General features: G+C 64.8%; 24 protein-coding genes. 10 read left to right on the plus strand and 14 right to left on the minus strand.

The features are described 5' to 3' along the window. Nucleotides 1-90 precede the first annotated feature (90 nt). The gene (locus RFM52_RS26465; RefSeq protein WP_320296526.1) at nucleotides 91-915 is read right to left on the minus strand and encodes an alpha/beta fold hydrolase; all 825 of its coding nucleotides are present in this window, start codon (nucleotides 913-915) and stop codon (nucleotides 91-93) included. Nucleotides 916-1,005: 90 nt separating this feature from the next. On the opposite strand from RFM52_RS26465, the gene RFM52_RS26470 reads away from it, so the two are divergent. Then, the gene (locus RFM52_RS26470; protein WP_320296525.1) at nucleotides 1,006-1,524 is read left to right on the plus strand and encodes a winged helix-turn-helix transcriptional regulator; all 519 of its coding nucleotides are present in this window, start codon (nucleotides 1,006-1,008) and stop codon (nucleotides 1,522-1,524) included. A 258-nt stretch (nucleotides 1,525-1,782) separates the two neighbouring features. Here RFM52_RS26470 and RFM52_RS26475 read toward each other — a convergent pair whose 3' ends face one another. The 9 genes from RFM52_RS26475 to RFM52_RS26515 all read right to left on the minus strand — a co-directional run bounded on the left by RFM52_RS26475 (nucleotide 1,783) and on the right by RFM52_RS26515 (nucleotide 8,012). Then, the gene (locus RFM52_RS26475) at nucleotides 1,783-2,184 is read right to left on the minus strand and encodes a hypothetical protein (protein ID WP_042641631.1); all 402 of its coding nucleotides are present in this window, start codon (nucleotides 2,182-2,184) and stop codon (nucleotides 1,783-1,785) included. A gap of 163 nt (nucleotides 2,185-2,347) precedes the next feature. After that, on the minus strand, nucleotides 2,348-3,301 hold the full coding sequence (locus tag RFM52_RS26480; protein ID WP_320296524.1) for an agmatinase: 954 nt from the start codon (nucleotides 3,299-3,301) through the stop codon (nucleotides 2,348-2,350). A gap of 38 nt (nucleotides 3,302-3,339) precedes the next feature. Further along, a complete protein-coding gene (locus RFM52_RS26485; protein WP_320296523.1) occupies nucleotides 3,340-4,011 on the minus strand; it encodes an amino acid ABC transporter permease in 672 nt (223 codons plus the stop codon). Then, nucleotides 4,008-4,667 (minus strand): amino acid ABC transporter permease, encoded by a 660-nt coding sequence (locus RFM52_RS26490; protein ID WP_320296522.1) that lies wholly within the window; start codon nucleotides 4,665-4,667, stop codon nucleotides 4,008-4,010. The genes RFM52_RS26485 and RFM52_RS26490 overlap by 4 nt, the downstream gene beginning before the upstream one ends. A gap of 76 nt (nucleotides 4,668-4,743) precedes the next feature. After that, entirely contained in the window at nucleotides 4,744-5,595 is an 852-nt protein-coding gene (locus RFM52_RS26495; protein WP_320296521.1) for a transporter substrate-binding domain-containing protein, read from the minus strand. A 4-nt stretch (nucleotides 5,596-5,599) separates the two neighbouring features. After that, nucleotides 5,600-6,094 (minus strand): Lrp/AsnC family transcriptional regulator, encoded by a 495-nt coding sequence (locus RFM52_RS26500; protein ID WP_320296520.1) that lies wholly within the window; start codon nucleotides 6,092-6,094, stop codon nucleotides 5,600-5,602. 281 nt (nucleotides 6,095-6,375) lie between these two features. Next, a complete protein-coding gene (rpmF, locus tag RFM52_RS26505) occupies nucleotides 6,376-6,558 on the minus strand; it encodes a 50S ribosomal protein L32 (protein WP_006203806.1) in 183 nt (60 codons plus the stop codon). Between the two features lie 154 nt (nucleotides 6,559-6,712). Then, a complete protein-coding gene (locus tag RFM52_RS26510) occupies nucleotides 6,713-7,150 on the minus strand; it encodes a YybH family protein (RefSeq protein ID WP_320296519.1) in 438 nt (145 codons plus the stop codon). 103 nt (nucleotides 7,151-7,253) lie between these two features. After that, entirely contained in the window at nucleotides 7,254-8,012 is a 759-nt protein-coding gene (locus RFM52_RS26515) for a biosynthetic peptidoglycan transglycosylase (RefSeq protein ID WP_320296518.1), read from the minus strand. Nucleotides 8,013-8,089: 77 nt separating this feature from the next. Here RFM52_RS26515 and RFM52_RS26520 point away from each other — a divergent pair, with 77 nt between their 5' ends. Continuing rightward, nucleotides 8,090-9,007: a polyprenyl synthetase family protein gene (locus tag RFM52_RS26520; protein WP_320296517.1), complete on the plus strand. Its 918-nt coding sequence runs from the start codon at nucleotides 8,090-8,092 to the stop codon at nucleotides 9,005-9,007. Between the two features lie 37 nt (nucleotides 9,008-9,044). Here RFM52_RS26520 and RFM52_RS26525 read toward each other — a convergent pair whose 3' ends face one another. Then, a complete protein-coding gene (locus RFM52_RS26525; protein ID WP_320296516.1) occupies nucleotides 9,045-9,968 on the minus strand; it encodes an SMP-30/gluconolactonase/LRE family protein in 924 nt (307 codons plus the stop codon). 134 nt (nucleotides 9,969-10,102) lie between these two features. On the opposite strand from RFM52_RS26525, the gene RFM52_RS26530 reads away from it, so the two are divergent. Genes RFM52_RS26530 through RFM52_RS26540 form a run of 3 tightly spaced genes read left to right on the plus strand, consistent with a single transcriptional unit; the run spans nucleotide 10,103 to nucleotide 13,799 of the window. Further along, complete coding sequence (locus tag RFM52_RS26530; RefSeq protein ID WP_320296515.1) at nucleotides 10,103-11,596, plus strand: sugar ABC transporter ATP-binding protein; 1,494 nt, start codon at nucleotides 10,103-10,105, stop codon at nucleotides 11,594-11,596. Between the two features lie 9 nt (nucleotides 11,597-11,605). Further along, nucleotides 11,606-12,688, plus strand: a complete 1,083-nt coding sequence (locus tag RFM52_RS26535) for an ABC transporter permease (protein WP_320296514.1) — start codon at nucleotides 11,606-11,608, stop codon at nucleotides 12,686-12,688. Nucleotides 12,689-12,701: 13 nt separating this feature from the next. Next, nucleotides 12,702-13,799, plus strand: a complete 1,098-nt coding sequence (locus RFM52_RS26540; RefSeq protein WP_320296513.1) for an ABC transporter substrate-binding protein — start codon at nucleotides 12,702-12,704, stop codon at nucleotides 13,797-13,799. Nucleotides 13,800-13,868: 69 nt separating this feature from the next. Here RFM52_RS26540 and RFM52_RS26545 read toward each other — a convergent pair whose 3' ends face one another. From RFM52_RS26545 to RFM52_RS26555, 3 genes are all read right to left on the minus strand, one after another. Then, complete coding sequence (locus tag RFM52_RS26545; protein ID WP_320296512.1) at nucleotides 13,869-14,861, minus strand: LacI family DNA-binding transcriptional regulator; 993 nt, start codon at nucleotides 14,859-14,861, stop codon at nucleotides 13,869-13,871. A gap of 75 nt (nucleotides 14,862-14,936) precedes the next feature. Next, nucleotides 14,937-15,971, minus strand: a complete 1,035-nt coding sequence (locus RFM52_RS26550) for an L-idonate 5-dehydrogenase (protein ID WP_320296511.1) — start codon at nucleotides 15,969-15,971, stop codon at nucleotides 14,937-14,939. Nucleotides 15,972-16,038: 67 nt separating this feature from the next. Beyond that, nucleotides 16,039-16,986: a 2-hydroxyacid dehydrogenase gene (locus RFM52_RS26555; RefSeq protein WP_320296510.1), complete on the minus strand. Its 948-nt coding sequence runs from the start codon at nucleotides 16,984-16,986 to the stop codon at nucleotides 16,039-16,041. Between the two features lie 77 nt (nucleotides 16,987-17,063). On the opposite strand from RFM52_RS26555, the gene RFM52_RS26560 reads away from it, so the two are divergent. From RFM52_RS26560 to RFM52_RS26580, 5 genes are all read left to right on the plus strand, one after another. Beyond that, entirely contained in the window at nucleotides 17,064-17,819 is a 756-nt protein-coding gene (locus tag RFM52_RS26560; protein WP_320296509.1) for an SDR family oxidoreductase, read from the plus strand. A 13-nt stretch (nucleotides 17,820-17,832) separates the two neighbouring features. Continuing rightward, nucleotides 17,833-18,324, plus strand: coding sequence for a gluconokinase (locus RFM52_RS26565; protein WP_320296508.1), 492 nt, complete (start codon nucleotides 17,833-17,835; stop codon nucleotides 18,322-18,324). Next, entirely contained in the window at nucleotides 18,321-19,208 is an 888-nt protein-coding gene (locus RFM52_RS26570) for an NAD(P)-dependent oxidoreductase (RefSeq protein ID WP_320296507.1), read from the plus strand. Before RFM52_RS26565 ends, RFM52_RS26570 begins: the two co-directional genes overlap by 4 nt. Then, complete coding sequence (locus tag RFM52_RS26575; protein WP_320296506.1) at nucleotides 19,205-19,546, plus strand: hypothetical protein; 342 nt, start codon at nucleotides 19,205-19,207, stop codon at nucleotides 19,544-19,546. The genes RFM52_RS26570 and RFM52_RS26575 overlap by 4 nt, the downstream gene beginning before the upstream one ends. A gap of 139 nt (nucleotides 19,547-19,685) precedes the next feature. Next, a complete protein-coding gene (locus RFM52_RS26580) occupies nucleotides 19,686-22,019 on the plus strand; it encodes a response regulator (protein ID WP_320296505.1) in 2,334 nt (777 codons plus the stop codon). Nucleotides 22,020-22,213 lie beyond the last annotated feature (194 nt).

The following is a 22,213-nucleotide window of genomic DNA, read 5'->3' on the forward strand; positions in this document are numbered from 1 at the left end:
CGCTCTCTTCGCGTTCGGCTATCGGGTAATACTGAAGTAACTGCTTCACTATTTCCGTAAACCCGTTGAGTCAAGCCGGAACCTCCACGCCTAATGATGTGCGGCGATGGCGTCGACGATTTGCGGCCAGTCGTCGCGATGCAGTTCGTGACCGCCGCCCTCGATCTTGACCAGCCTTGCGCCAGGGACAGCCTTTGCCAGCGCTTCGCCATGCTCGACCGGAAAGAGCGGATCGGCAGTGCCGTGAATGACGAGCAACGGCACGGACAGATCCCGCACCGTGCGCTGCGGGCCGCCGCCCTCGAGCAGGAAATGGTTGGTCGCGCTGGCGAGGCCGCCGGATCGGTCATAATCCGCCTCGATCATCGCGCGCATCCGTTCCTCGTCAAACGGACGGCGCGTGCTGGCAATCGCGCGGGCGTCCTTGACCATGAAGTCGAGCACCTGCTCCCGCTTCGACCAGTCGACGTCGCCGCCTTGTGCCGAATGCTCCTTGTAGGCTTCGGTCATTCCCGGCAGGCCGGATGTATCGCCGAGCGGCGAAGAGGAGATCACGGTGAGCGCGCCGACGCGTTCGGGATATTTCAGCGCCACGCTCTGCGCCAGCATGCCGCCCATCGACATGCCGACGACATGCGCCTTGGCGACGCCATGGTCGTCGAGCACGCGCATGGCATCGTCCACCATGTCCTCGAACGTGTAGGTCGGCGCTCCAGGCGGATATTTGCTCGAAAGGCCGGTGTCGCGGTTGTCGTAGCGGATGACGAAGCGGCCGCGCTCGGCGAGTTGCCGGCAGAAGGCTTCGGGCCACCATTGCATAGAGGCCATGGCGCCCATGATCAAAAGGATCGCTGGATCTTTCGGGCTGCCGAAAGTCTCCGAAACGATGTCGGGGCGCTGTGCTGCGGCGGTCATCTGCTCCTCCAATCCGATTGCATTTTGCAATCAGTTGCACGATAATCAAACTGATATCATAATGCAACTGGTTTTTCTGGAGGGACTGCCATGAGCATCGACCGTCGGTCCGGCTGCCCGATCAATCTGTCGCTCGAGGTGTTCGGCGACCGCTGGAGCCTGATCATCCTGCGCGACATGATCTTTGGCGGCCGGCGCCATTTTCGCGAGCTGCTCAACGGCTCGCTGGAAGGCATCGCCTCCAACATCCTGGCCGACCGGCTGAAGCGACTGATGGAGCTCGGGCTGCTGACCAAGGCCGACGACCCCAGCCACAAGCAGAAGGCGATCTACAGCCTGACCGAGATGGCGATCACGCTGGTGCCGATCATGGCGCAGCTCGGCGCCTGGGGGCGCGTCTGGCTGCCGGTTACGGAAGAATTGTCCATCCGCGCCGAGCTGCTCGAAAAGGGCGGCCCGCCGCTATGGGAGCAGTTCATGGACGAGTTGCGCCATGAGCATCTCGGCGCACCGTCGAAGACGCCGCCGGGCGCGCCGACCGTGCGCCAGCAACTGCGTGCTGCCTACGACGAAGTGGTTGCGCGAAAGGCTGAAACGACGGCAGGTTGAGGCGGGGCAAGAAATTTCGTCATTCCAGGGCGAAGCAGGAGCGAAGCTCCGTCGCGGAGACCCTGGAATCCATGCCGTTACCGTCGCCAAGGAGTGCAGCGGAGCAGAATTCTGCACCGCAGCAGCGCTTCCAAGTCACGGCATGGATTCTATGGTCTGCGCGCGTCGCTTCGCTCCTTGCTCCGCCATAGAATGACGATGCGATCAATGTGCTTCGCCAATCGCGAAGTCATGCGATCAGAAATTCTATGCCGTATCTCAGTTCAGATTGATGTCGCGGCTCGCCGACCGCATCGACACCGAGAAGCCGGCCAGCACATCGAACAGCGCGATGATCATCAGCGTGAAGAAGACGGAGTGCGCCGCGCCCTTCACCAGCAGGAATTCGACCAGGAAGGCGATGAACACCAGCGTCGACAAAAGATGATCCAGGATCGAGGCATTGGTCGTGCGCACCGATTTCGAGATCTCGATGAAGAGGAAGATCAGCCCGATCAGCACCATAAGGTCGCCGAGCGTCATCGAGAACACCCCGCCCGACATCATGCGGAAGGAGAACATCTCGGTCATCCAGGGATCGTCGCCGCCGCCGAACAATCCGAGCAGGCCGAGATTGTAGAGGACGAAAGGCACGATCAGCAGCGGGATGGCACCGAACATCTGGGCGACTCCAATGGGGGCACCCTTTTGTAAAATCCGCCGCAGGCGCGCCGTCAAGGTTTTTCGCCGGCGGCAGCGAACACGCTCTAAGACCTAATGAAATAACGATGTCAGCCGGTTGCCCGGCCGACATCGCGCCGTCATGTCCGCGCGCGAAGGACCCTCAGCGTTTGAAGTAGCCGGCACGCACCGCCGCGCCGATGACGTTCAGGATGATATGGCCGGCCGTCATCGAGGTGATTTCGTTGACATCGCGCGCCGGCGCGATCTCGACGATGTCCATGCCGACCAGCCTGCCCTTGCCGACCAGCCCCTTGATCAGCTCGATCGTCTGCCGGTAGGTGATGCCGCCCGGCTGCGGGCCTTCGACCGCCGGCATCACCGACGGGTCGAGCCCGTCGGCGTCGATGGTGAGATAATAGCGGCCGCCGTCCGGAATGCGCTTCAGAAGCGCCGCGGTGCCGATATCCTGCCATTCGTCGGTGGTGATGATGTTGGCGCCATAGGCGCGCGCCGCCTCAACCTCCTCGGTGCGGGCGCTGCCCTGGCCGCGGACGCCGACCTGGAAGATCTTGTCGATATGCTTCATTTCCGAGGCGCGGCGGATGGTGCTCGAATAGCCTTCCTTGACGCCGTTGACGTTGTCGCGCCAGTCGAGATGGGCGTCGAGCTGCACCAGCGTGATCGGTCCCTCGCCGTCGAGCGCGCGAAAAATCGGGATCGGAATGCCGTGGTCGCCGCCGATGGTGATCGGCATAGCGCCGGCGGCCAGGATCTTGCGGATGGCGGCCTCGGCCCTGCCATAGTGCCCGACATGATCCGCGGCATTGCCGGGCACGTCGCCGACATCGACCACCTTGATGTCCTGGCCGGCAAAGACTGGACCGCCGATATCGAAATCATAGCGGTCGAGCGCCTGGCTGATGCGCTTGGAAGCGCGCCGCACCGCGGTCGGCGCGTTGGTCTGGTCGTTGATCAGCTCGTCGATCGTGTAGGGATCGCCATAGGGCATGCCGATAACGGCGACATCGGCCTTCAGCGTGTCGAGGTCTTCGACCAGTGGAAAGTTCATGAATGTCTGGAAGACATCGCGCGGCGCGGTGGTGAGCTTGGACATGGGGTCTCCTCTTGGTGTTGAAAGCTTTTTGATCGAGGTCAGCCGCGCGAGACGGCGAGATGCGGTGTCAGCCGGCGCTCCAGCTCGCGCGCCGCGGCCGCCACCAGCACGGTGAGAGCCCAATAGAGCAGCGCGATCGCGGTGAAGATCTCGACGGGCGCGAAGGTGCGGCCGATGATGTCCTGCGCCATGTAGGTGAGCTCGGGCACGGTGATCGCCGACAGGATCGCCGATTCCTTGACGAGCGTGATGGTGAGGTTGGCGGCCGCCGGCAGGATGTAGCCCGCCACCTGCGGCAACAGCACCTTGCGCAGGATGAGCGGGTAGCGCAGTCCCAGCGCATAGCCGGCCTCGGTCTGTCCTTCCGGGATGGATTGGATCGCGCCGCGCACGATCTCGGCGAAGTAGGCGCTGGCATAGGCCGACAGCGCGATGACCGAGACGGCGATGGTCGAGAGCCGCACGCCCGCCATCGGCAGCACGTAGAACAGCAGGAACACCTGGATCAGGAACGGGATATTGCGGAAGAGCTCGACATAGGAAGCGACGATCGACGCCGGCACCCGCCCTGCCCTGAGCCGCACCAGCGCCAGCACCAGGCCGAGCGCGAAGCCGAGCGGCAGCGTGACCGCGCAGATGACGAGCGTGTTGCCGAACCCCTTGGCCAGCGCCGGCCAGTTGTCGGTGATGACGGCGAAGTCGAAGCTCATGCCCTAGCCCTCTCCGCCCGGCGCTCCAGCCGCCGCACCAAGAGGCTGCAGGCGAACAGCATGATGAAATAGAGCACCGCCGCCACCATGAACGCTTCGACCGGCCGGTAGGTGACGTTCATGATGTTCTGCGACGTGCGGGTCAGCTCGACGACGGTGATGACCGACAGGATCGACGAGGCCTTCACCAGCATGGTGAACTCGTTGACCATCGGCGGGATGATGATGCGGAAGAGCTGCGGCAGGATGATCTTCAGCCAGGTCACCGCCGGCTTCAGCCCGAGCGCCTTGGCAGCCTCGTACTGGCCGGTCGGGATGCGCGTCAGCCCGGCCCTGAGGATTTCGGCGACGAAGGCGGCGCTGTTGAAGGAGAGCGCCAGCACGCCGGCAAGCAGCGGCGGCAGGTCGATGCCGACCAGTCCCGGCAGCACGTAATAGACGACGAAGATCTGCACGATCAAAGGCGTGCCGCGGATGAAGCTGGTGTAGAGGGCGCCGATGAAACGCACCGCCCGCCAGCGCGAGCGGCGGCAGGCGAGCAGGCCGAAGCCGATGACGGTGCCCAGCGCGAAGCCGAGCGCCGAAACGGCGAGCGTGACGCCGGCACCCGTCAGGAACTGCGGCAGGAAGGCGATGGTTCTGGAGAAGTCGACCATAGCTCAGCTCGACAAGTGATGGCGCACGGGGAAAGCGGCCTCCCCGAGAGGCCGGTCTCCGCCCGTGCAAAGCGGCTTAGAGCGCGCCCGGAGGCAGGTAGCCCTGGTCAGGCGTCTGCATCTCGAAGCCGAACCATTTCAGCTGCAATTCCTTGAGCTTGCCGCTGTCCTTCAGCTCGCCGATGCTGGTGTTGATGAGGTCGCGCAGGTCCTTGTCTTCCGGTCGCACCACCCAAGCGAGGTACTGGAACTCGCCGATCGAGCCGACGATCTTGTAGGTGTCGGGCACGTTCTTCATCAGCACCGCCGCCGAGGGCGAGGCAATCACGATGGCGTCGACCTGGCCGGAAGCGAGCGCCACATGCGTTTCCGGAAATGAGGTGAACAGCTTGATCTCGCCGATGCCGCCGCCCTTGGCCTTTAGCTCCTTGTCATAGGCCTCGATCACCGGCTGCACCGAGGATGCAAGCTGCGTCGCCACCACCATACCGTTGATGTCCTCCGGCTTCTTGATGCGGTCCTCATTGGCGCGCACGACGATGACGTTCTCAAACGAGCCGGTCGGCCGCGTATAGGCATATTTCGCCGCGCGCTCGGCATTGATGCCGGTGGACGTCGCCATCAGGTCGAATTTCTTGGCGAGCAGGCCGGGCAGCAATCCCTGGAACGGCAGGTTGAGCTGGTCGAGCTTCACGCCAAGCTTGTCGACCACATGGTCGAGGATGTCCTTGTTGTAACCGACGATCTGGCCGTCGCGGACGAATTCGAACGGCTCGAAGGCCGCCTCGGTGCCGACGACGATGGTGCCGCGCTGCTTGATCTGATCGACCAGCCCGTCGGCATGCGACACGGTGGATAGAATGAGAAGCGGCGCCGCGGCCAGCAGGCGAAGTGCCGAGCGGCGCGCGGTGGAAAACAACCCAACCATTTTGTTACCCTCTTTTTTCTTCGGTTTTACTGCGCTGGTAGGCCCGGCCGGAATGCTTGAACACGCGGCCGATCATGTAGCTCTCGGAATCCTTGATCCCGGGCACGTTGGCGAGTTCGCTGACCAGGAAGTCATGCAGGGCCGTCGTCGACGGCAGGGTCAGCTGGATGATGATGTCGAAGGGTCCGGTCATGGCGTAGACCGAGTCGACGAAGGAATATTCGGAGAGTTTGCGCGCCACGCTGATGATGTGCTCGCGGTCGACGTCGAGCCCGACGATGGCCGCGATGCCGAGATCGCTGCGCAGCGGACGCACGACTGCCTGGATGCAGATATCAGGGTCTTCGAGGACGCGCGCCATCTTGCGCCGCACCGTCGCCTCGGTCACGCCGATGCGCTTGGCGATGTCGACGCTCGACATCCGCCCGTCGACCTTCAGCTGCGAAAGAACCGCCTGCTCGGTCTCGTCCAGATCGTTGGTGCTGACGAAATCCCACATAAAACCCCTCTTTCATGTCGATTTCCAACTACAGAATTCAAATTTGCATAAGAATTCGTCATTTGCAAGCCGATTGCAAACGGAAACAAACGCGATACCGGGATGGCATCGACGCGGGTAGAGGGTTTGAGGTGCTTAGGGAGGAGACGGCTCAGGCCAGCGCGGGCGCGAAGTCAGGTCTTGCCGATTTCGGGTCGGCCGCCACGCCAACGAGGGCACAAAAGCAAAAAGACCGGCCAGGGGCCGGTCTTTTGAAAACGTCACAAACCTATGGAAGCTTCTCAGCTTTCCTTCGGCTCCAGAACCTGGCGGCCGCGATACATGCCGGTCTTCAGGTCGATGTGATGCGGGCGGCGCATTTCGCCGGAATTCTTGTCCTCGACATAGGTCGGGGCCTTGAGGGCGTCGGCCGAGCGGCGCATGCCGCGCTTCGACGGAGAGGTTTTTCTTTTTGGAACGGCCATGGATATGCTCCACTACATGGTCAAAATGCCCCGGCAACCCTCGCGAAAGGGCCGCATCGAGGCCATAATCTGAGAAAGTCGGGTGCCTATACACGCCTTGCGCAGTTTTGGCCAGCGGTGGCCGCGAATTTTTTTGAGCCGGCGCCGCTTCGCCCTAACCCTTCCGCAGGACAGAGTCCGCTGGCTGCGCGGCAGTTATCGGATCGGCGTGCCGATGGATGAGCTTCCAGCCGCCTTCCTCGTGGCGAAAGATGCTCGTAGCCCGAAGATGCACTGGGGTGACATCCTTGCGCCCGCCGACCTTGGATTCGAGCCGCTCCACCTCGACGATGTAGGCGAGACCGGGGGTTACGTATTTCGATATGGCGTCGAAGCCGATCGCATCGCCATCCCGGTAATTCGATGCCGCACGCTTCATGGTCTCGACGACCTGCGTCAATCCGCGCGCGAAAGGTCCGAAGGGGTTGCCGAGGGTGACATCGTCTTGTTCAGAGAACAGCCGCTTGGCGGGCTCGTAATCTCCCCGCATGAACGCGCCGAGCGCCCGGTGGTATTGCTCGACGACTTGTTCGAGATCATTGGTGGGATTCATCGATCCGCTCCTTCTGATCGCGGATAAGGCTGACACGAGGTTCGTTATGCCACTCCGTCAGCGCTGCAAGAATCCCCCTTGAGCGAATGAACGTCAACGGCCTTTAGTCAAGGCAACCGACATAGGCGCCGGACCGGCTCGCACGGCGTTCGATCAAGCTCGCAAGACGTCGTAAGCCCGGCCCCGGCTTGGCCGGATTGCGCGCGATCGGGTTGGGCAGGCTGACGGCCAGCAACGCCGCCTGCCTTCGCGACAATTGCTTGGCCGAGACACCGAAATGGTGTTGGGCGGCGGCCTCGATGCCGTAGATGCCCGGCCCCCATTCGGCGATGTTGAGATAAATCTCCATGATCCGCCGCTTCGACATCACCGCATCGAAATAGACGGCCAGCGGCAGCTCGACCACCTTGCGCACGCTGCCCAGCGGGCGCGACCACAGAAAAAGGTTCTTCACCGTCTGCATGGTGATGGTCGAAGCGCCGCGCGTCGCCTCGCCGGCCAGCGCGTCGTCGACCACGCCGCGCAATTCGCCGAGATCGACGCCGCGGTGGAAGCAGAACTGCCCGTCCTCCGACATGATCACCGAATGCGCCAGCACCGGCGCCACATCGTCGATCGACACCCAGCGCCGGTCGTAGCCGGAAAACGTCACGAGGTCCTTCAGCATCAGCGTCGAGACCGGATGCACGAAGGGCGGCAGGTAAAGGAAGGTGAGCACGACCGGGATGGCCGCCAGCACAAGCGCCACGACTAGGCAGCGCCGGGCGATGCGCGTCACACCGGCGCGGTTCAGGCGCCGACGTCGCGCCATGTCCAGCCCTTCGCTTTCATATTCGACGATCGGTTCCGTCAAGCCGCCCAACCCGTGCCTCGCCCCCTCCGGCATAAAGGCGCAAGGCTTCTTGCGCAATGTCTGTGTGTCGGCTACCGCTCCCGACCATGAGCAAAGACGACCAGATTGCCTTCGAATCCGCGCTTTTTTTGCGCGCCGCCGCGGTCGAGACCGAGCTGCGGCGGATCCTCGACGCGCGTCCGCTTTCGGGCGAGATCGCGCGACCCGATCGCCTGATGGCGGCCATGCGCCACGGCGTGCTCAACGGCGGCAAGCGGCTGCGTCCCTTTCTGGTCCTGGAAAGCGCTGTGCTGTTTTCGGCTGACAATGACGCGGCGCTGCGCGTCGCGGCGGCGCTGGAATGCGTGCATTGCTATTCGCTCATCCATGACGATCTGCCGGCCATGGACGACGACGATTTGCGGCGCGGCCAGCCGACGGTGCACAAGGCCTTCGACGAGGCGACCGCGATCCTTGCCGGCGACGCGCTGCTGACCTTGGCCTTCGACATCATCGCCGACGAAGCGACCTCGCTGCCGGCCGAGCGCCGCGCCATCCTCGTTCTCGCACTTGCCCGCGCGGCCGGCGCCGGCGGCATGGTCGGCGGCCAGATGCTGGACCTCGAGGCCGAGCGCAAGCGGCCGGACGAGGCCGGCATCATCACCTTGCAGGCGATGAAGACCGGCGCGCTGATCCGCTTCGCCTGCGAGGCCGGCGCGATCGTTGCTGGCGCACCGCCAGCGGACCGCGAGAGACTGGCCGAGTTCGGCTCGGCGATCGGCCTTGCCTTCCAGCTCGCCGACGACCTGCTCGACCTGACGGCGGACGCCAAGCAGATGGGCAAGGCGACGAACAAGGACGCCGCCGCCGGCAAGGCGACGCTTGCCGCGCTGCACGGACCCAACTGGGCGCGCGGCCAGCTGCACGGCCTGATCGACCAGGCGCATGCGCTGCTCGAGCCCTATGGCGAAGCGGCTGAGTTGCTCAAGGAAGCCGCGACCTTCGTGGCGACGCGCAGCAGCTGACGCTGCCCCAAATAGCAACAGACCCAAGGGCTGGATCTCATCCCCTTGCCGCCGCATTCGCGACAACGAACACCGCGTAGAGCGACTGCCGCGCCGTGATGAAAAGGCGATTGCGTTTGGGGCCGCCGAAGGTGAGGTTGGCCACCGTCTCCGCAATGCGTATCTTGCCGATCAGCGTGCCGTCTGGGTCGAAGCAGTGGACGCCGTCGCCGGCGCCTGCCCAGACGCGGCCGGCCGTGTCCACCCTGAACCCGTCGAACAAACCGACCGTGCAAGTTGCGAACACGCCAAGCTCGCGCAGCGCGCCGCCTTCCACGGCGAATTTGCGGATGTGCCTCGGCCCGTCCTTCTGATGCGTGACGCCGGTGTCGCCCACATAAAGAATGCTCTCGTCCGGCGAGAACGCGAGCCCGTTGGGCTTGGCCATGGTGGAGATAACACGCACCACCTCGCCGCTCACGGGGTCGGCGCGGTAGACATGGCAGCCGTCGATCTCCTGCTCGGCGCGATCGCCCTCATAGTCGGTCGCGATGCCGTAGGGCGGATCGGAAAACCACACCGTGCCGTCCGAGCGCACCACGACATCGTTCGGCGAGTTCAAGCGCTTGCCTTCGAAGCGATCGGCGATCACCGTGATCGAGCCGTCGTGCTCGGTGCGCGTGACACGCCGCGTTCGGTGCTCGCATGTAACCAGCCGTCCCTGCGTGTCGACCGTATGCCCGTTGGCGTTGTTGGACGGCGCGCGGAAGACCGAGACCTCGCCATTGGTGTCGTCATAGCGCATGATGCGGTCGTTCGGGATGTCGGAGAACACCAGGTAGCGGCCGGCCGCGAACCAGGCCGGCCCCTCTAGCCAGCGTCCGCCCGTCCACAGCCGCTCTACCGCCACGTGACCGACGAAACAGCTCTCGAAACGCTCGTCGAGAACTTCGAACCCGGCACCTTCAATGTCTCCGAACATGACCACTTCTCCGCGAAAACCGGCTCATCGATAGCCTTCGCGGCGCGTAGCTTTCAAGACTTGACCTGCAAAAATGTTAGCGATAACATCAATCGCAATTCAGTCGTTTGCTTGGCTTGGGAGGAGGCCAAAAAATGCGGCCCAAGCTCATCGAATTCATCGACATCTCCAAGCGCTTCGGCGGCACCCTGGCGTTGAAGTCGGTCTCGCTCGACATCCACGAGGGCGAGATCGTCGCTCTGCTCGGCGAGAATGGCGCGGGCAAGTCGACGCTCATCAAGACGCTCGCCGGCATCCACAAGCGCGACCAGGGGACGATCCGCTTCCGCGGCGAGGACTACCATCACCGCCCGCCGCGTCCGAACCAGCCGCAGAAAGTCGCCTTCATCCATCAGGACCTCGGTCTGATCGAATGGATGACGGTGGCCGAAAATGTCGGCATGGCGCAGGGTTTTTCTCGGCGTTCCGGTCTGATCGACTGGCGCGACACCGAGCGTCGCGCCGAGCGCGCGCTGGCATTGGTCGGCTGCGCCTTCGATCCGGCGACGCGCGTCCAGGACCTGTCACGAACCGAAAAGTCACTGGTGGCCATTGCGCGCGCCTTGGCCACCGAGGCCGATGTCCTGGTGCTCGACGAGCCGACGGCAAGCCTGCCTGCGGACGAGGTCGAGCGCCTGTTCGAGGCGCTGCGGCCGCTGCGCCAGCGCGGGGTCGGAATGATCTACGTCTCGCACCGGCTGGACGAGGTGTTCCGCATCGCCGACCGCGTCGCGGTCATGCGCGACGGCCGAATGGTCGCGGTCAAGCCGGTCGACGAGACCACGCCGCAGGAACTGGTCGATCTCATCGTCGGCCGGCCGGCGCACCAGATGTTCGCCAAGTCGCGCTGGCAGGATGGGGCGGAGCGGCTCAAGGTCGAAAAGCTTACCAGCGGCAATGTCGGCCCAGTAGGTTTCGAGGCGCGCTCGGGTGAATTGCTCGGACTGGTCGGCCTGCGCGGTGCCGGCCAGGAAGCCGTCGGGCGCGCGCTGTTCGGCGCCGAGCGTTTCGACGGCACGGTGCTGCTCGACGGCAAGCGCCTCGACCTGTCCTCGGTCGGCGCCGCCCTTGCCGCGGGCGTCGGGCTGATCGCCCGCGACCGCACCGAGGAGTCTGTGGCGCTGTCGCTCTCCGTGCGCGAGAACATGTATCTCAATCCGTCGGCCGTCGGCCGCGGGCTTTTCTCCTTCATGAAGCCGGCGCGGGAAAGCGAGCTTACCCGGGAGCTCGGCGCCCGGCTGGGGCTGCGCCCCAACGACCCGCATTTGCCCATCGAGGCGCTGTCCGGCGGCAACCAGCAGAAGGTGGTCGTCGGCCGCTGGCTGGCGACGGGTCGCAAGCTTTTGATCGCCGAGGATCCGACGGCCGGCGTCGATGTCGGCGCCAAGGCCGAGATTTACCGGCTGATCGCAACCGCCGTCGAAGCCGGGCTGGCGGTCATCGTCGTGTCGACCGATTTCGAGGAGGTCGCCCATATCTGCCACCGCGCGCTCGTCTTCTCACATAACCGCATCGTGCGCGAGCTGGCCGGCGATGCCCTGACGACGGCGGCGCTGATCAGCGCCGCCTCCGTGTCCGAAGCCGCCTGAGGAGAATCCATGAACTCGATCAAGTCGACGGCGCTGGAGCCGACCCGTTCGGAACTCTCCGGATTGAGCCCTGCCCAGAAGGCGGCGCGCTATCTGCCGGTCTACGGCCTGCCGATCCTGATGCTGCTTCTGATCGTGCTGTTCTCGCTGCTCCTGCCGCGAACGTTTCCGACGCTGCTCAACCTGCGCTCGATCGTCTCCGACAAGGCGATCATCGCCATCCTGTCGCTGGCCGCCATGATCCCGATGGCCGCGGGCCGCATCGACCTCACCGTCGGCTACGGCATCGTGCTGTGGCACATCCTTGCGATCAGCCTGCAGACCGCCTTCGGCATTCCGTGGCCGATCGCGGTGCTGATCGTCGTCGCGCTCGGCGTCCTCACCGGTTTCATCAACGGCCTGCTGGTCGAGGTGGCGCGCATCGATTCCTTCATCGCAACGCTCGGCACCGGCACCGTGCTCTATGCTTTAGCCATGTGGTACACCGGCGGCCGCCAAGTCGTCGGCGTGCTGCCTGACGGCTTCCTTGCCCTCAACGGCACGATGCTGTTCGGCCTGCCGATCACCGGCTACTACGTGATTATCCTGGCGCTGGCGATGTGGCTGGTGCTCGAATATCTGCCGATCGGCCGCTACCTCTACGCCATCGGCGCCAACCCGAAGGCGGCCGCGCTCAACGGCATTCCGGTGCAGAAATTCGTCATGGGCGCCTTCGTCGCCTCCGGCGCACTGACCGCGCTCGGCGGCGTGCTGCTCGCCTCGAAGCTGCGGATCGGCCAAGCCAGCGTCGGCCTCGAATACCTCCTGCCGGCGCTGGTCGGCGCCTTCCTCGGATCGACCACCATCAAGCCCGGTCGGGTCAATGTCTGGGGCACGATCGTCGGCGTCGTCATCCTTGCGGTCGGCATTTCCGGCATCCAGCAGTTCGGCGGCTCGTTCTGGGTCGAGCCGCTGTTCAACGGCGTCACCCTGCTCGTGGCGATCGGCATCGCCGGCTACGCGCAGCGCCGCCGCGGCGCGGTCGTGCCGCCCCGAGCAGCCACCGATCAACCACCCGCCAGCCAACCAACAAAGACAACCGACAATGCTTAATGGGAGAAACGATATGCAGCGCAGAACATTCCTCCAGCTTGGCGTCGCCTGCCTGGCGTTTGGCATCGCCTCGCCGACCCTGGCCGACCCCATGGCCGCCGCCAAGGCCGTCGTCGACAAATACGCCAGCAAGGTCGAGAAGTGGGACGGCCCGACGACAGGACCGAAGGGCGCTGCCGGCAAGACCATCGTCGTGCTCGGCGCCGACATGAAGAATGGCGGCATCCTCGGCGTCACCAAGGGTGTGGAGGAAGCCGCGGCGGCACTTGGATGGACGGTCAAGACCCTTGATGGCGCAGGCTCCATCGGCGGCCGCACGGCGGCCTTCGGCCAGGCGCTGGCGCTCAATCCCGACGGCATCATCATCAACGGCTTCGACGCGGTCGAGCAGAAGCCGGCGATGGAACAGGCCAAGGCCGCCAAGATCCCCATGGTGGCATGGCATGCCGCGCCGACGGTCGGGCCCATCGACGATCTCGGCATCGTCGCCAATGTCTCGACCGATCCGATGGAAGTGTCGAAGGCGGCCGCCGACTGGGCCTTCGTCGACGCCAAGGGCAAGCCCGGCGTCATCATCTTCACTGATTCCACCTACCAGATCGCCATCGCCAAGGCGGACCGGATGAAGAAGGAGATCGAGGATCTCGGAGGCAAGGTGCTCGAATATGTCGATACGCCGATTGCCGAGACCTCACAGCGCATGCCGCAGCTCACCACGTCGCTGCTGCAGAAATACGGCGATGCGTGGACCCACTCCCTGGCGATCAACGATCTCTATTTCGACTTCATGGGACCGTCGCTGGCGGCGGCCGGCAAGTCCGGCACCGACGCGCCGATCAACGTGGCGGCGGGCGACGGCTCGGAATCGGCCTACCAGCGCATCCGCTCGAGCCAGTTCCAGAAGGTGACGGTGGCCGAACCGTTGAACCTTCAGGGCTGGCAGCTCGTCGACGAGCTCAACCGCGCCATGGCCGGCGAGAAGTGGTCGGGCTACATCTCGCCGCTGCATGTGGTGACGTCGGACAATGTCGAATTCGACGGCGGCCCGGACAACCGTTTCGATCCCGGTAACGGCTACCGCGACGAGTACAAGAAGGTCTGGGGCAAGTAAGCACTACAGGATCAGGATAGGCAAGCCGCCGGCGATCATCCCGCCGGCCGTTTGTTTTCTCCGAACCGATCAGGCCGTCTGGCGAACGATCACCTTGGGCGTCATGCCGAGGACGACCCGGTCGTCGGGCGCTCGCCGCCCGTTGAGCAGGTCGAGCACCAGTTCGGCGACGCGGATGCCGATCTCGTGCGCCCCGACGTCGATCGTCGTGATCGAGGGCACCGACTGCTCGGCAAGGTCATAGGCGCCGAAGCCGGCGATCGCGACGTCATCGGGAACGCGGATGCCGCGCCGTACGCACTCCATCAGCGCGCCGAAGGCGGAAAGGTCCGACACGCACATCACCGCCTGTGTGTCGGGCCAGCGCGAGATCATCTCGATCATGGCGGCAGCACCCTCGCGCATCGAGATCGGCGGCACGCCGGAAGCGATGACGCGCAAAGCATCGAGGCCGCGGTCCTGCAATGCGGCGACGAAGCCGCGCCTCCGGTCCAGGCCGCGCGTGTCGCGCGAGGTGTCGCCGCCGATGAAACCGAGCCTCAAGTAGCCGCGTTTGACGAAATGATCGACCATCAAGCGCCCGGCGTCCGCGTTGGAGAAGCCGACGACATGGCCGATCGGATCGGCCGGCAGGTCCCAGGTCTCCACCACCGGGACGCCGGCATTGGTCAGCATCTTGCGGCAGCGCGGCGTATGCCGGCCGCCGGTGACGATGATTGCTTCCGGCCGTCGCTGCAGCAGCTGACCGACCAGACGCTCTTCCTCCTCGACATTGTAGTCGGTGAAGCCGAGCAGGATCTCCAGCCCGCTGTCGCGCAGGCCCTCGGTCATGCCACGCACGGTGTCGGCGAAATTGGCGTTGTTGATCGAGGGGATCGTCGCCGCCACGAAACCGGAGCGCCGCGACGACAGATTTGCGGCGATGCTGTCAAAGACGTAGCCGAGCTCCTCCGCCGCCTTGAGTATCCGGTCGCGCGTGTCGGCGCTGACCGAGGCGTCGCGCTTGAAGGCACGCGACACCGTCATCGTCGAGACATTGGCGCGATGCGCTACATCGGCCATGGTCGGGCGTTTTGGCGAAGATTGCATATCCGTACGTTATCGATATCACAACGGAATGCAACGCGCCCTCGCGGCTTATGCGAAGGCGATCTGAACCTTCATCGCTCGGCTGCGGTCATTGGCGAGATCGAAGCCCGATAGAACCTCGTCGCAGGCCACGGTGTGGGTGATCAGCGGCTTCACGTCGATCAGCCCCTTGCGCATCAATTCGACCCCGACGGCGAATTCGGCATGGAAGCGGAACGAGCCGTTGATCGACAGTTCCTTGGTGGTGATCGCCGTCATCGGCAGCGCCATCTCGGCACCGCCGAGGCCGAGTTGGACGATGGCGCCGCGCGGGCGCAGCGCCGCAATGCCTTGCGCCAGCGCCGCCGCGGCGCCAGAGCATTCATAAAGGATGTCGAAGCTTCCCTTGTCTGCAAAATAGGGCGCCAACCCCTCCGGGTCGCTTCGGGTGTTGATTGTCCTGTCGGCGCCGACGCGCATCGCCATCGACAGCGTGAAATCGGCGATGTCGACGGCGACGATTTCGGCGGCGCCGGCGCGCCGCGCGCTGATGATCGACAGCAGGCCGATCGGTCCGCAGCCTGTGACCAGCACCCGCTTGCCAAGCATCTCTCCGGCCCGACGCGTTGCGTGCAGACAAACCGCCAGCGGTTCGGCCATCGCGGCTTCCCCTGCGCTCAACCCGTCGGCCGGCACGCATTGCATTGCGTCCGCCACCAGCATTTCACGGAACGCGCCCTGGATATGCGGAAACGGCATGGCGCTGCCATAGAAGCGCATGTTGAGGCACTGGTTGTGCATGCCTTCGCGGCAGTAACGGCAGCTGTAGCAGGGCCGCGACGGCGAGACGGCGACGAGTTGTCCCGCTTCCAGTCCACCGACACCCGGCCCGAGCTTCTCGATCACGCCGGAGACTTCGTGGCCAAGGATCATCGGCTCCTTCAGACGCACCGTTCCGAAGCCGCCATGATTGTAATAGTGCAGGTCGCTGCCGCAGATGCCGCCGGCGGCAAGACGGAGCAGCACCTGGCCTGGACCTGGCTCCTCGACCGGGTGGTCCTCGATGCGCAGGTCCTTGGCGGCGTGTATGACGATCGACTTCATGGCAGGCGAACTCCTCTTGCGGTTCAGGCAAGCAACGGCTTCCCGTGAAAAATTGCGCGAAACAGTTTCAGAGCACCGGCGTCAGCAGCGGCTGGCCGGCAAAATGAGCAGCAAGGTTGTCGCGCACCAGCTTGCCCATCGCTTTGCGCGTTTCGATGGTGCCCGACGCGTGGTGCGGCTGCAGAAGCACATTGTCGAGCGCCAGGAACCGCGGATTGAGCTTCGGTTCGCCTTCGAAGACGTCGAGCGCGGCGGACCCCAGCACCTTCTTTTCGAGCGCGTCGAGCAGCGCGTCCTCGTCGATGTTGGAAGCGCGCGAAATGTTGATCAGCATGCCGTCCTCGCCGAGCGCCGCGATCACATCCTTGTCGACGATGCGGCGCGTGGCGGCCGACGCGGCGAGCGTGACGAACAGGAAATCCGAACGACGGGCCAGCGCGATGGGGTCGGCGACGAACGTCCAATCCGCGGCGAAATCCTTCGGCGCAACGTCGCTGTAGGCGATGTCCATACCGAAGCCGGCGAGACGCTTGGCCACCTCATAGCCGATACGGCCGAGGCCCAGCACACCGGCCCGCCGACCCCAGACGCGGCGCTTGAGCGGGTAGAGGCCCTTGGCCGCCCAACTGCCGTCACGCACCCAGCGCTCGGCGCCGATCATGCCGCGCGACAGGCACAGCATCATGGCGATGCCGAGATCGGCGACGTCGTTGGTCAGCACGTCCGGGGTATTGGTGACACGCACACCGCGCTCCCGGCACGCCGCGAGATCGACCGCGTCGAAACCGACGCCGTAGACGGAGACGACCTCGAGCGCCGGGCAAGCCTCGATCATGGCGCGGCTGGCGCCGAGCTCGCCGCGCGTGGCGATGGCGCGCACGTGCGGCCCGACCTCGGTGAGAAAGGACGGCTTGTCGTCCGCCGCGAAATAGCGATGCACCACGAAGGCTTCGTTGAGCAACTCCTCGTCCCATTCGGGATAGGGTCCAACCTGAAGGATGTGAGGCCGCTGCATCGGTTTTGCTCCACTTGACTTGACAGCAGATGTTATCGATAACATAAAGCGGGCAGCGACGAGAGGCAATCGGGAAAATGTCGTCCACCTTGTTCGATCTCACCGGGCGCACCGCGCTCGTCACCGGCTCTTCGCAAGGCATTGGATTTGCCTTGGCCAGAGGGCTGGCCGAAGCAGGCGCCAAAGTGGTGCTCAACGGCCGCGACGAGGCAAAGCTCGGCGCCGCGGCTGCGCAGATTCCCGGCGCCGCGACGCTCGCCTTCGATGCGACCGACCACGGCGCCGTGCGCGCCGCGATCGATGCTTTCGAGCAGGCCCACGGGCCGATCGACATCCTTGTCAACAATGCCGGTATGCAGTTCCGCACGCCGCTCGAGGATTTCCCCGCCGATGCGTTCGAGCGCCTGTTGCAAACCAACGTCGCCAGCGTCTTCCATGTCGGCCAAGCCGTCGCGCGCCACATGATCAGGCGCGGCCACGGCAAGATCATCAACATCGCCAGCGTGCAGACTGCACTCGCCCGCCCCGGCATCGCGCCCTACACGGCGACCAAGGGCGCGGTCGGCAACCTGACCAAGGGCATGGCGACCGATTGGGCCCGGCACGGCCTGCAATGCAACGCGATCGCGCCCGGCTATTTCGACACGCCGCTCAACGCAGCCCTCGTCGCCGACCCGGCCTTCAGCGCCTGGCTCGAAAAGCGCACGCCTGCCGGCCGGTGGGGCAAGGTCGAAGAACTGGTCGGCGCCTGCATCTTCCTGGCGTCCGACGCCTCCTCTTTTGTCAACGGTCATGTCCTCTATGTCGATGGCGGCATCACAGCTTCGATCTGACCCGCCACCGCGCATGGTCGTCATGGGCGTCACCGGTTCGGGCAAGACGACGGTCGGCGAGGCGCTGGCCCATGCGATCCACGCAACATATGTGGATGGCGACAAGCTGCACCCCGAGGCCAACATCGCCAAGATGAGCGCGGGCATTCCGCTCGACGACGCCGACAGGTGGCCGTGGCTGGCAAAAGTCGGCGAAACGCTGAGGCAGGAGAGCACGCCGATCATAGTCGGCTGCTCGGCGCTGAAGCGCGCGTATCGCGATTTCGTCGCCGAACAGGCCGGCGCGCCCGTGCTGTTCATCTATCTCGATGGGTCGCGCGACCTGATTTCCCGGCGCATGCGCGAGCGCACCGGCCACTTCATGCCGACCAGCCTGCTCTACAGCCAATTCGCGACGCTGGAAGTGCCGGGAAAGGACGAGAACGCAGTGGTGGTGGCGATCGACGCGCCGCTGGACAAGATCGTCTCGGACATAACAGCCACATTTGAGGAGCGACAGTCATGACCCGCATAGTCGCACTGATCGGCGCCGGCGCCATGGGCGGAGCGATCGGCGAACGCCTGCTTGCCACCGGCAACGCCCTCTTCGTGTTCGATCTCGACAAGGCCAAGGTGGAGACGCTGGTCGCCAAAGGCGCCAGCGCCGCGCCCAGCGCGGCCGAGGCAGCTGGCGCAGCGGACTACGTCATCCTCAGCCTCAATTCGGCGGCGATCGTGCGTCGCGCCGTGTTCGGCGACGGTGGCGTCGCGGCCGGGGCAAGACCTGGCACGCTGCTCATCGACATGTCGTCGATCGACCCCGAAGCGACCCGCCAGCTGGCGGCCGACGCCCGCGACAAGGGATTGCGCTGGGTCGACAGCCCGCTTTCCGGCGGTGCGCCGAAGGCGCTCGTCGGCGAGCTGACGCTGATGGCGGGCGGTGAGCCGGACGACGTCGCGGATGCTCACGAGCTGCTGCGCGACGTCGCTACCAACTACACCCATATGGGCCCGGCCGGCGCGGGCCAGACGACCAAGCTGATCAACCAGGTGCTGTGCGCTCTGAACTTCATGGCCGTGGCTGAAGCGACGCGGCTGGCGCTCGACGCCGGCGTGGACGCGCTCAAGATCCCTCAGGCGCTGAAGGGCGGCCGCGCCGACAGCGCGATCTTGCAGGAATACCTGCCGCGCTTCGCCACCCGCGACTACCGGCGCACCGGCCGCATCGACAACATGGTGAAGGATCTCAACGCCGCGCAGGATCTGGCGCGGCGCACGCACACCGCAATGCCGCTGACGGCCGTCTGCGCCGAGGTGCACCGGCTGCTGACGGCCGCCGGACTTGGTGGCGAGGATCAGGCCGCACTGATGGAATTTTTCCGACGCAAGGACGAGGAGCCCGGGACATGATCACACGCTATGCGCTGTTTGAAGGCAAGGTGAAGGACGGCCAGACCCAAGCGTTCCGCGAGGACGTGATCAGGACCGTTCTGCCGAAATGGAAGGCGTTCCCCGGCGCGCTCGACGTGCGCGTCAGCTTTGCCGAGAAGCGCGACGACGGCGCACCGGAATACCCGATGATCCTGGCAATCAACTACCGCGACATGGCCGCGGTCGAAGCGGCGCTCGCGAGCCCGGCCCGCGCCGAATCGCGGGCCGCGACCGAGGCGGTATTGGCCAAGTATTTCGAAGGCCGAATCCACCACCACGTCACTATCGCAAACGAGTTTCCTCTGGCCGGAAATTGAATCCCTTCGTCAGCCCGGCCGATGCGGAGGCACCGCACGCGTCTTGCCGAAATCAAGGGGCCCGCCCACCAACGAAATCTTAATGTAAATCAAGCGTAATCCCGACCATTAAAATTGTGCGTATGGGTTGGGGTTGCGCATGCCGGAATATTCTTCCTTCATCCGGTCGATCCGGATCCGCTACATTTCGGGACTGCTTGTCTTCGCGCTGGCCTCGGCCGCCGTCATGTTCGCGCTCAACCGTGTGAATTCGTACCGTCACGAGGTCGATGCCCTCAGCGGCAATTTCGTCATCTTTGCCCGCGACCTCCGCAACGCCACCAATTTCGCCGAGACGACCGGCACCGCCTGGCGCAGCGAGACACGCGACGCGTTGGCGACCGCCGCGCGCGGCCATTCCGAACGCCTGATGGCCGAGATCGGCATCCTGAACGCCCAGCTTGCCGCGATAAGGCCGCGCCTGTCGAAGAACACTCTCAACGCATTGGACACCGCCTCGGTCAATGACGACCTGTTCTGGTCGGCGCGCGATATGGTGCGCAACTTCAACCTGATGGCGGTCGCCCAGAAGGTCGACGAGTGGAGCTACCGCGAGATCCGCAACCAGAACGACCTCTTCGCTCAGCCGATGCTGGTGAAGGTGCGCACCGCATTCGACGAGGAGCGCCGCCTCGCCGATGCTTCAAACGACCGGCTGCTGCTATGGGCGAGCGGCCTTTTGTTCGCCGTGCTCGCCATCGCGGCGGCTCTGATCTTCCGGCCGATGGAGAATGCGATCCGGCGCGCCTTCGCCGAGACCGCCGCATCCTTGTTCAAGGCCGAGGCCGCCGATCGCGCCAAGTCCGAATTCCTCGCCAATATGAGCCATGAGATCCGCACGCCGATGAACGGCGTGCTCGGCATGGCCGAGCTGCTTGCCAAGACGGAGCTGACGCCGCGCCAGAAGACTTTCACCGACGTCATCGTCAAATCCGGCAACGCGCTGCTCACCATCATCAACGACATCCTCGATTTCTCGAAGATCAATGCCGGCCAGCTGACGCTCGACCCCGCCCCCTTCCGCCTGGCGGAAGCGGTCGAGGACGTGGCGACGCTGGTGTCGGCACGTGTCGCCGAAAAGAACCTCGAGCTCATCGTGCGCGTCGATCCGCGCCTGCCGGCCTTCGTCGTCGGCGATGCCGGGCGCTTCCGCCAGATCGTCACCAACCTGCTCGGCAACGCCGTCAAGTTCACCGAGAAGGGCCATGTGCTGGTCGATGTCGGCGGCGACGTCGTCGACGGCGTGGTCCAGCTCAAGGTCCGCGTCGAGGACACCGGCATCGGCATTCCCGCCGAGAAACTGCAAAGCGTGTTCGAGAAATTCGCCCAGGTCGACGGCTCCTCGACTCGCCGCCACGAAGGCACCGGGCTTGGCCTGGCCATCGGCGCGCGGCTTGTCGACCTGATGGGCGGCAAGATCGGCGTCGAAAGCGAGATCGGCCGCGGTTCCGTCTTCTGGTTCGCCGTGCCGCTGCCGGCGCACGACCAGCAGTCGCGCGACGAGCTCGTTCCGGTCGACGTCACCGGCGCCCGGGTGCTCGTCATCGACGACAATCCGGTCAACCGCGACATTCTTCTGGAGCAGCTCAGAAGCTGGAGCTTCGACTGCGCGGCCGCCGAAAGCGGCGCGGTCGGCCTCGCCTTCCTCGACCGCGCCTGCCAGCTCGGCGCCTCTGTCGACTGCATCATCCTCGATTACCAGATGCCCGGCATGAACGGCGCCGATGTCGCCAGAGCCATCGCCGCCGACAGCCGCCTCTCCTCCATCCCGGTGGTGCTGCTGACCTCGGTCGACCAGGTCGATTTCGGCAGGATGGTGATCGATTTCGGCATCGTCGCGCATCTCACCAAGCCGGCGCGCTCGGCGGTGCTGCTGGGCACGGTGATCTCCGCCATCCAGAAGGCGCGCACGCAGGGCGCGAAGGCGCATTTCGTGCGCGAGCCGGTCGCGGCCCACGCGGCCCCGCCGGCATTCACCGTTATCCGCGGCCCGGCGGTGCCCACGCCCGCAGCGCTGGAATCGACGGCGGCGCCGAGCGGCCCGATCGACATCCTGATCGCCGAGGACAATGACGTGAACCAGCTGGTCTTCGGCCAGATCCTCAACGGTTTCGGTCTCAGCTACCGCATCGCCGGCAATGGCCGTACCGCGGTCGAGATGTACCGCTCGCTGCGCCCCCGCCTGGTGCTGATGGACGTCTCCATGCCGGAGATGAACGGCTATGAGGCGACCCGCGCCATCCGTGCGATCGAACAGCAGAACGGCAATCGCACGCCGATCATCGGCGTCACCGCGCATGCGCTCAAGGGCGACCGCGAAAAATGCATCGAAGCCGGCATGGACGACTATCTGCCGAAGCCGGTCTCGCCCGACCGCCTCGGCGCCAAGATCGGCACCTGGCTCAGCGAGACCGTGGCGGCGAAGACGGCTTGAGCGTTCTGCCGAACAAGGGCGGCTCTCGATAGGATCGACTGCCGAGTTCCCGCCAACCCCCCTCTGGCCTGCCGGCCATCTCCCCCGCAAGGGGGGAGATTGGCAGTTTCGGCGCTTCGCCCGGCCTTGCAACGTTGGCGATCGGCGAAGGCCGGCGCGACATCTGATCTCCCCCTTGCGGGGGAGATGTCCGG

The sequence above is a fragment of the Mesorhizobium humile genome, assembly GCF_033977215.1.
GTDB classification, from domain to species: Bacteria; Pseudomonadota; Alphaproteobacteria; order Rhizobiales; family Rhizobiaceae; genus Mesorhizobium; species Mesorhizobium humile.

What these genes read in the sequence shown, in the direction of transcription:
- RFM52_RS26535 (WP_320296514.1), top strand. Translation starts at nt 11,606, where the DNA reads ATGAACTCGATCAAGTCGACGGCGCTGGAGCCGACCCGTTCGGAACTC.
- RFM52_RS26510 (WP_320296519.1), bottom strand. Translation starts at nt 7,150, where the DNA reads ATGAATCCCACCAATGATCTCGAACAAGTCGTCGAGCAATACCACCGG.
- RFM52_RS26550 (WP_320296511.1), bottom strand. Translation starts at nt 15,971, where the DNA reads ATGAAGTCGATCGTCATACACGCCGCCAAGGACCTGCGCATCGAGGAC.
- RFM52_RS26575 (WP_320296506.1), top strand. Translation starts at nt 19,205, where the DNA reads ATGATCACACGCTATGCGCTGTTTGAAGGCAAGGTGAAGGACGGCCAG.
- RFM52_RS26565 (WP_320296508.1), top strand. Translation starts at nt 17,833, where the DNA reads ATGGTCGTCATGGGCGTCACCGGTTCGGGCAAGACGACGGTCGGCGAG.
- RFM52_RS26485 (WP_320296523.1), bottom strand. Translation starts at nt 4,011, where the DNA reads ATGAGCTTCGACTTCGCCGTCATCACCGACAACTGGCCGGCGCTGGCC.
- RFM52_RS26520 (WP_320296517.1), top strand. Translation starts at nt 8,090, where the DNA reads ATGAGCAAAGACGACCAGATTGCCTTCGAATCCGCGCTTTTTTTGCGC.
- RFM52_RS26555 (WP_320296510.1), bottom strand. Translation starts at nt 16,986, where the DNA reads ATGCAGCGGCCTCACATCCTTCAGGTTGGACCCTATCCCGAATGGGAC.
- RFM52_RS26525 (WP_320296516.1), bottom strand. Translation starts at nt 9,968, where the DNA reads ATGTTCGGAGACATTGAAGGTGCCGGGTTCGAAGTTCTCGACGAGCGT.
- RFM52_RS26545 (WP_320296512.1), bottom strand. Translation starts at nt 14,861, where the DNA reads ATGGCCGATGTAGCGCATCGCGCCAATGTCTCGACGATGACGGTGTCG.
- RFM52_RS26530 (WP_320296515.1), top strand. Translation starts at nt 10,103, where the DNA reads ATGCGGCCCAAGCTCATCGAATTCATCGACATCTCCAAGCGCTTCGGC.
- RFM52_RS26500 (WP_320296520.1), bottom strand. Translation starts at nt 6,094, where the DNA reads ATGTGGGATTTCGTCAGCACCAACGATCTGGACGAGACCGAGCAGGCG.
- RFM52_RS26495 (WP_320296521.1), bottom strand. Translation starts at nt 5,595, where the DNA reads ATGGTTGGGTTGTTTTCCACCGCGCGCCGCTCGGCACTTCGCCTGCTG.
- RFM52_RS26490 (WP_320296522.1), bottom strand. Translation starts at nt 4,667, where the DNA reads ATGGTCGACTTCTCCAGAACCATCGCCTTCCTGCCGCAGTTCCTGACG.
- RFM52_RS26570 (WP_320296507.1), top strand. Translation starts at nt 18,321, where the DNA reads ATGACCCGCATAGTCGCACTGATCGGCGCCGGCGCCATGGGCGGAGCG.
- RFM52_RS26465 (WP_320296526.1), bottom strand. Translation starts at nt 915, where the DNA reads ATGACCGCCGCAGCACAGCGCCCCGACATCGTTTCGGAGACTTTCGGC.
- RFM52_RS26560 (WP_320296509.1), top strand. Translation starts at nt 17,064, where the DNA reads ATGTCGTCCACCTTGTTCGATCTCACCGGGCGCACCGCGCTCGTCACC.
- RFM52_RS26480 (WP_320296524.1), bottom strand. Translation starts at nt 3,301, where the DNA reads ATGTCCAAGCTCACCACCGCGCCGCGCGATGTCTTCCAGACATTCATG.
- RFM52_RS26540 (WP_320296513.1), top strand. Translation starts at nt 12,702, where the DNA reads ATGCAGCGCAGAACATTCCTCCAGCTTGGCGTCGCCTGCCTGGCGTTT.
- rpmF (WP_006203806.1), bottom strand. Translation starts at nt 6,558, where the DNA reads ATGGCCGTTCCAAAAAGAAAAACCTCTCCGTCGAAGCGCGGCATGCGC.
- RFM52_RS26580 (WP_320296505.1), top strand. Translation starts at nt 19,686, where the DNA reads ATGCCGGAATATTCTTCCTTCATCCGGTCGATCCGGATCCGCTACATT.
- RFM52_RS26475 (WP_042641631.1), bottom strand. Translation starts at nt 2,184, where the DNA reads ATGTTCGGTGCCATCCCGCTGCTGATCGTGCCTTTCGTCCTCTACAAT.
- RFM52_RS26470 (WP_320296525.1), top strand. Translation starts at nt 1,006, where the DNA reads ATGAGCATCGACCGTCGGTCCGGCTGCCCGATCAATCTGTCGCTCGAG.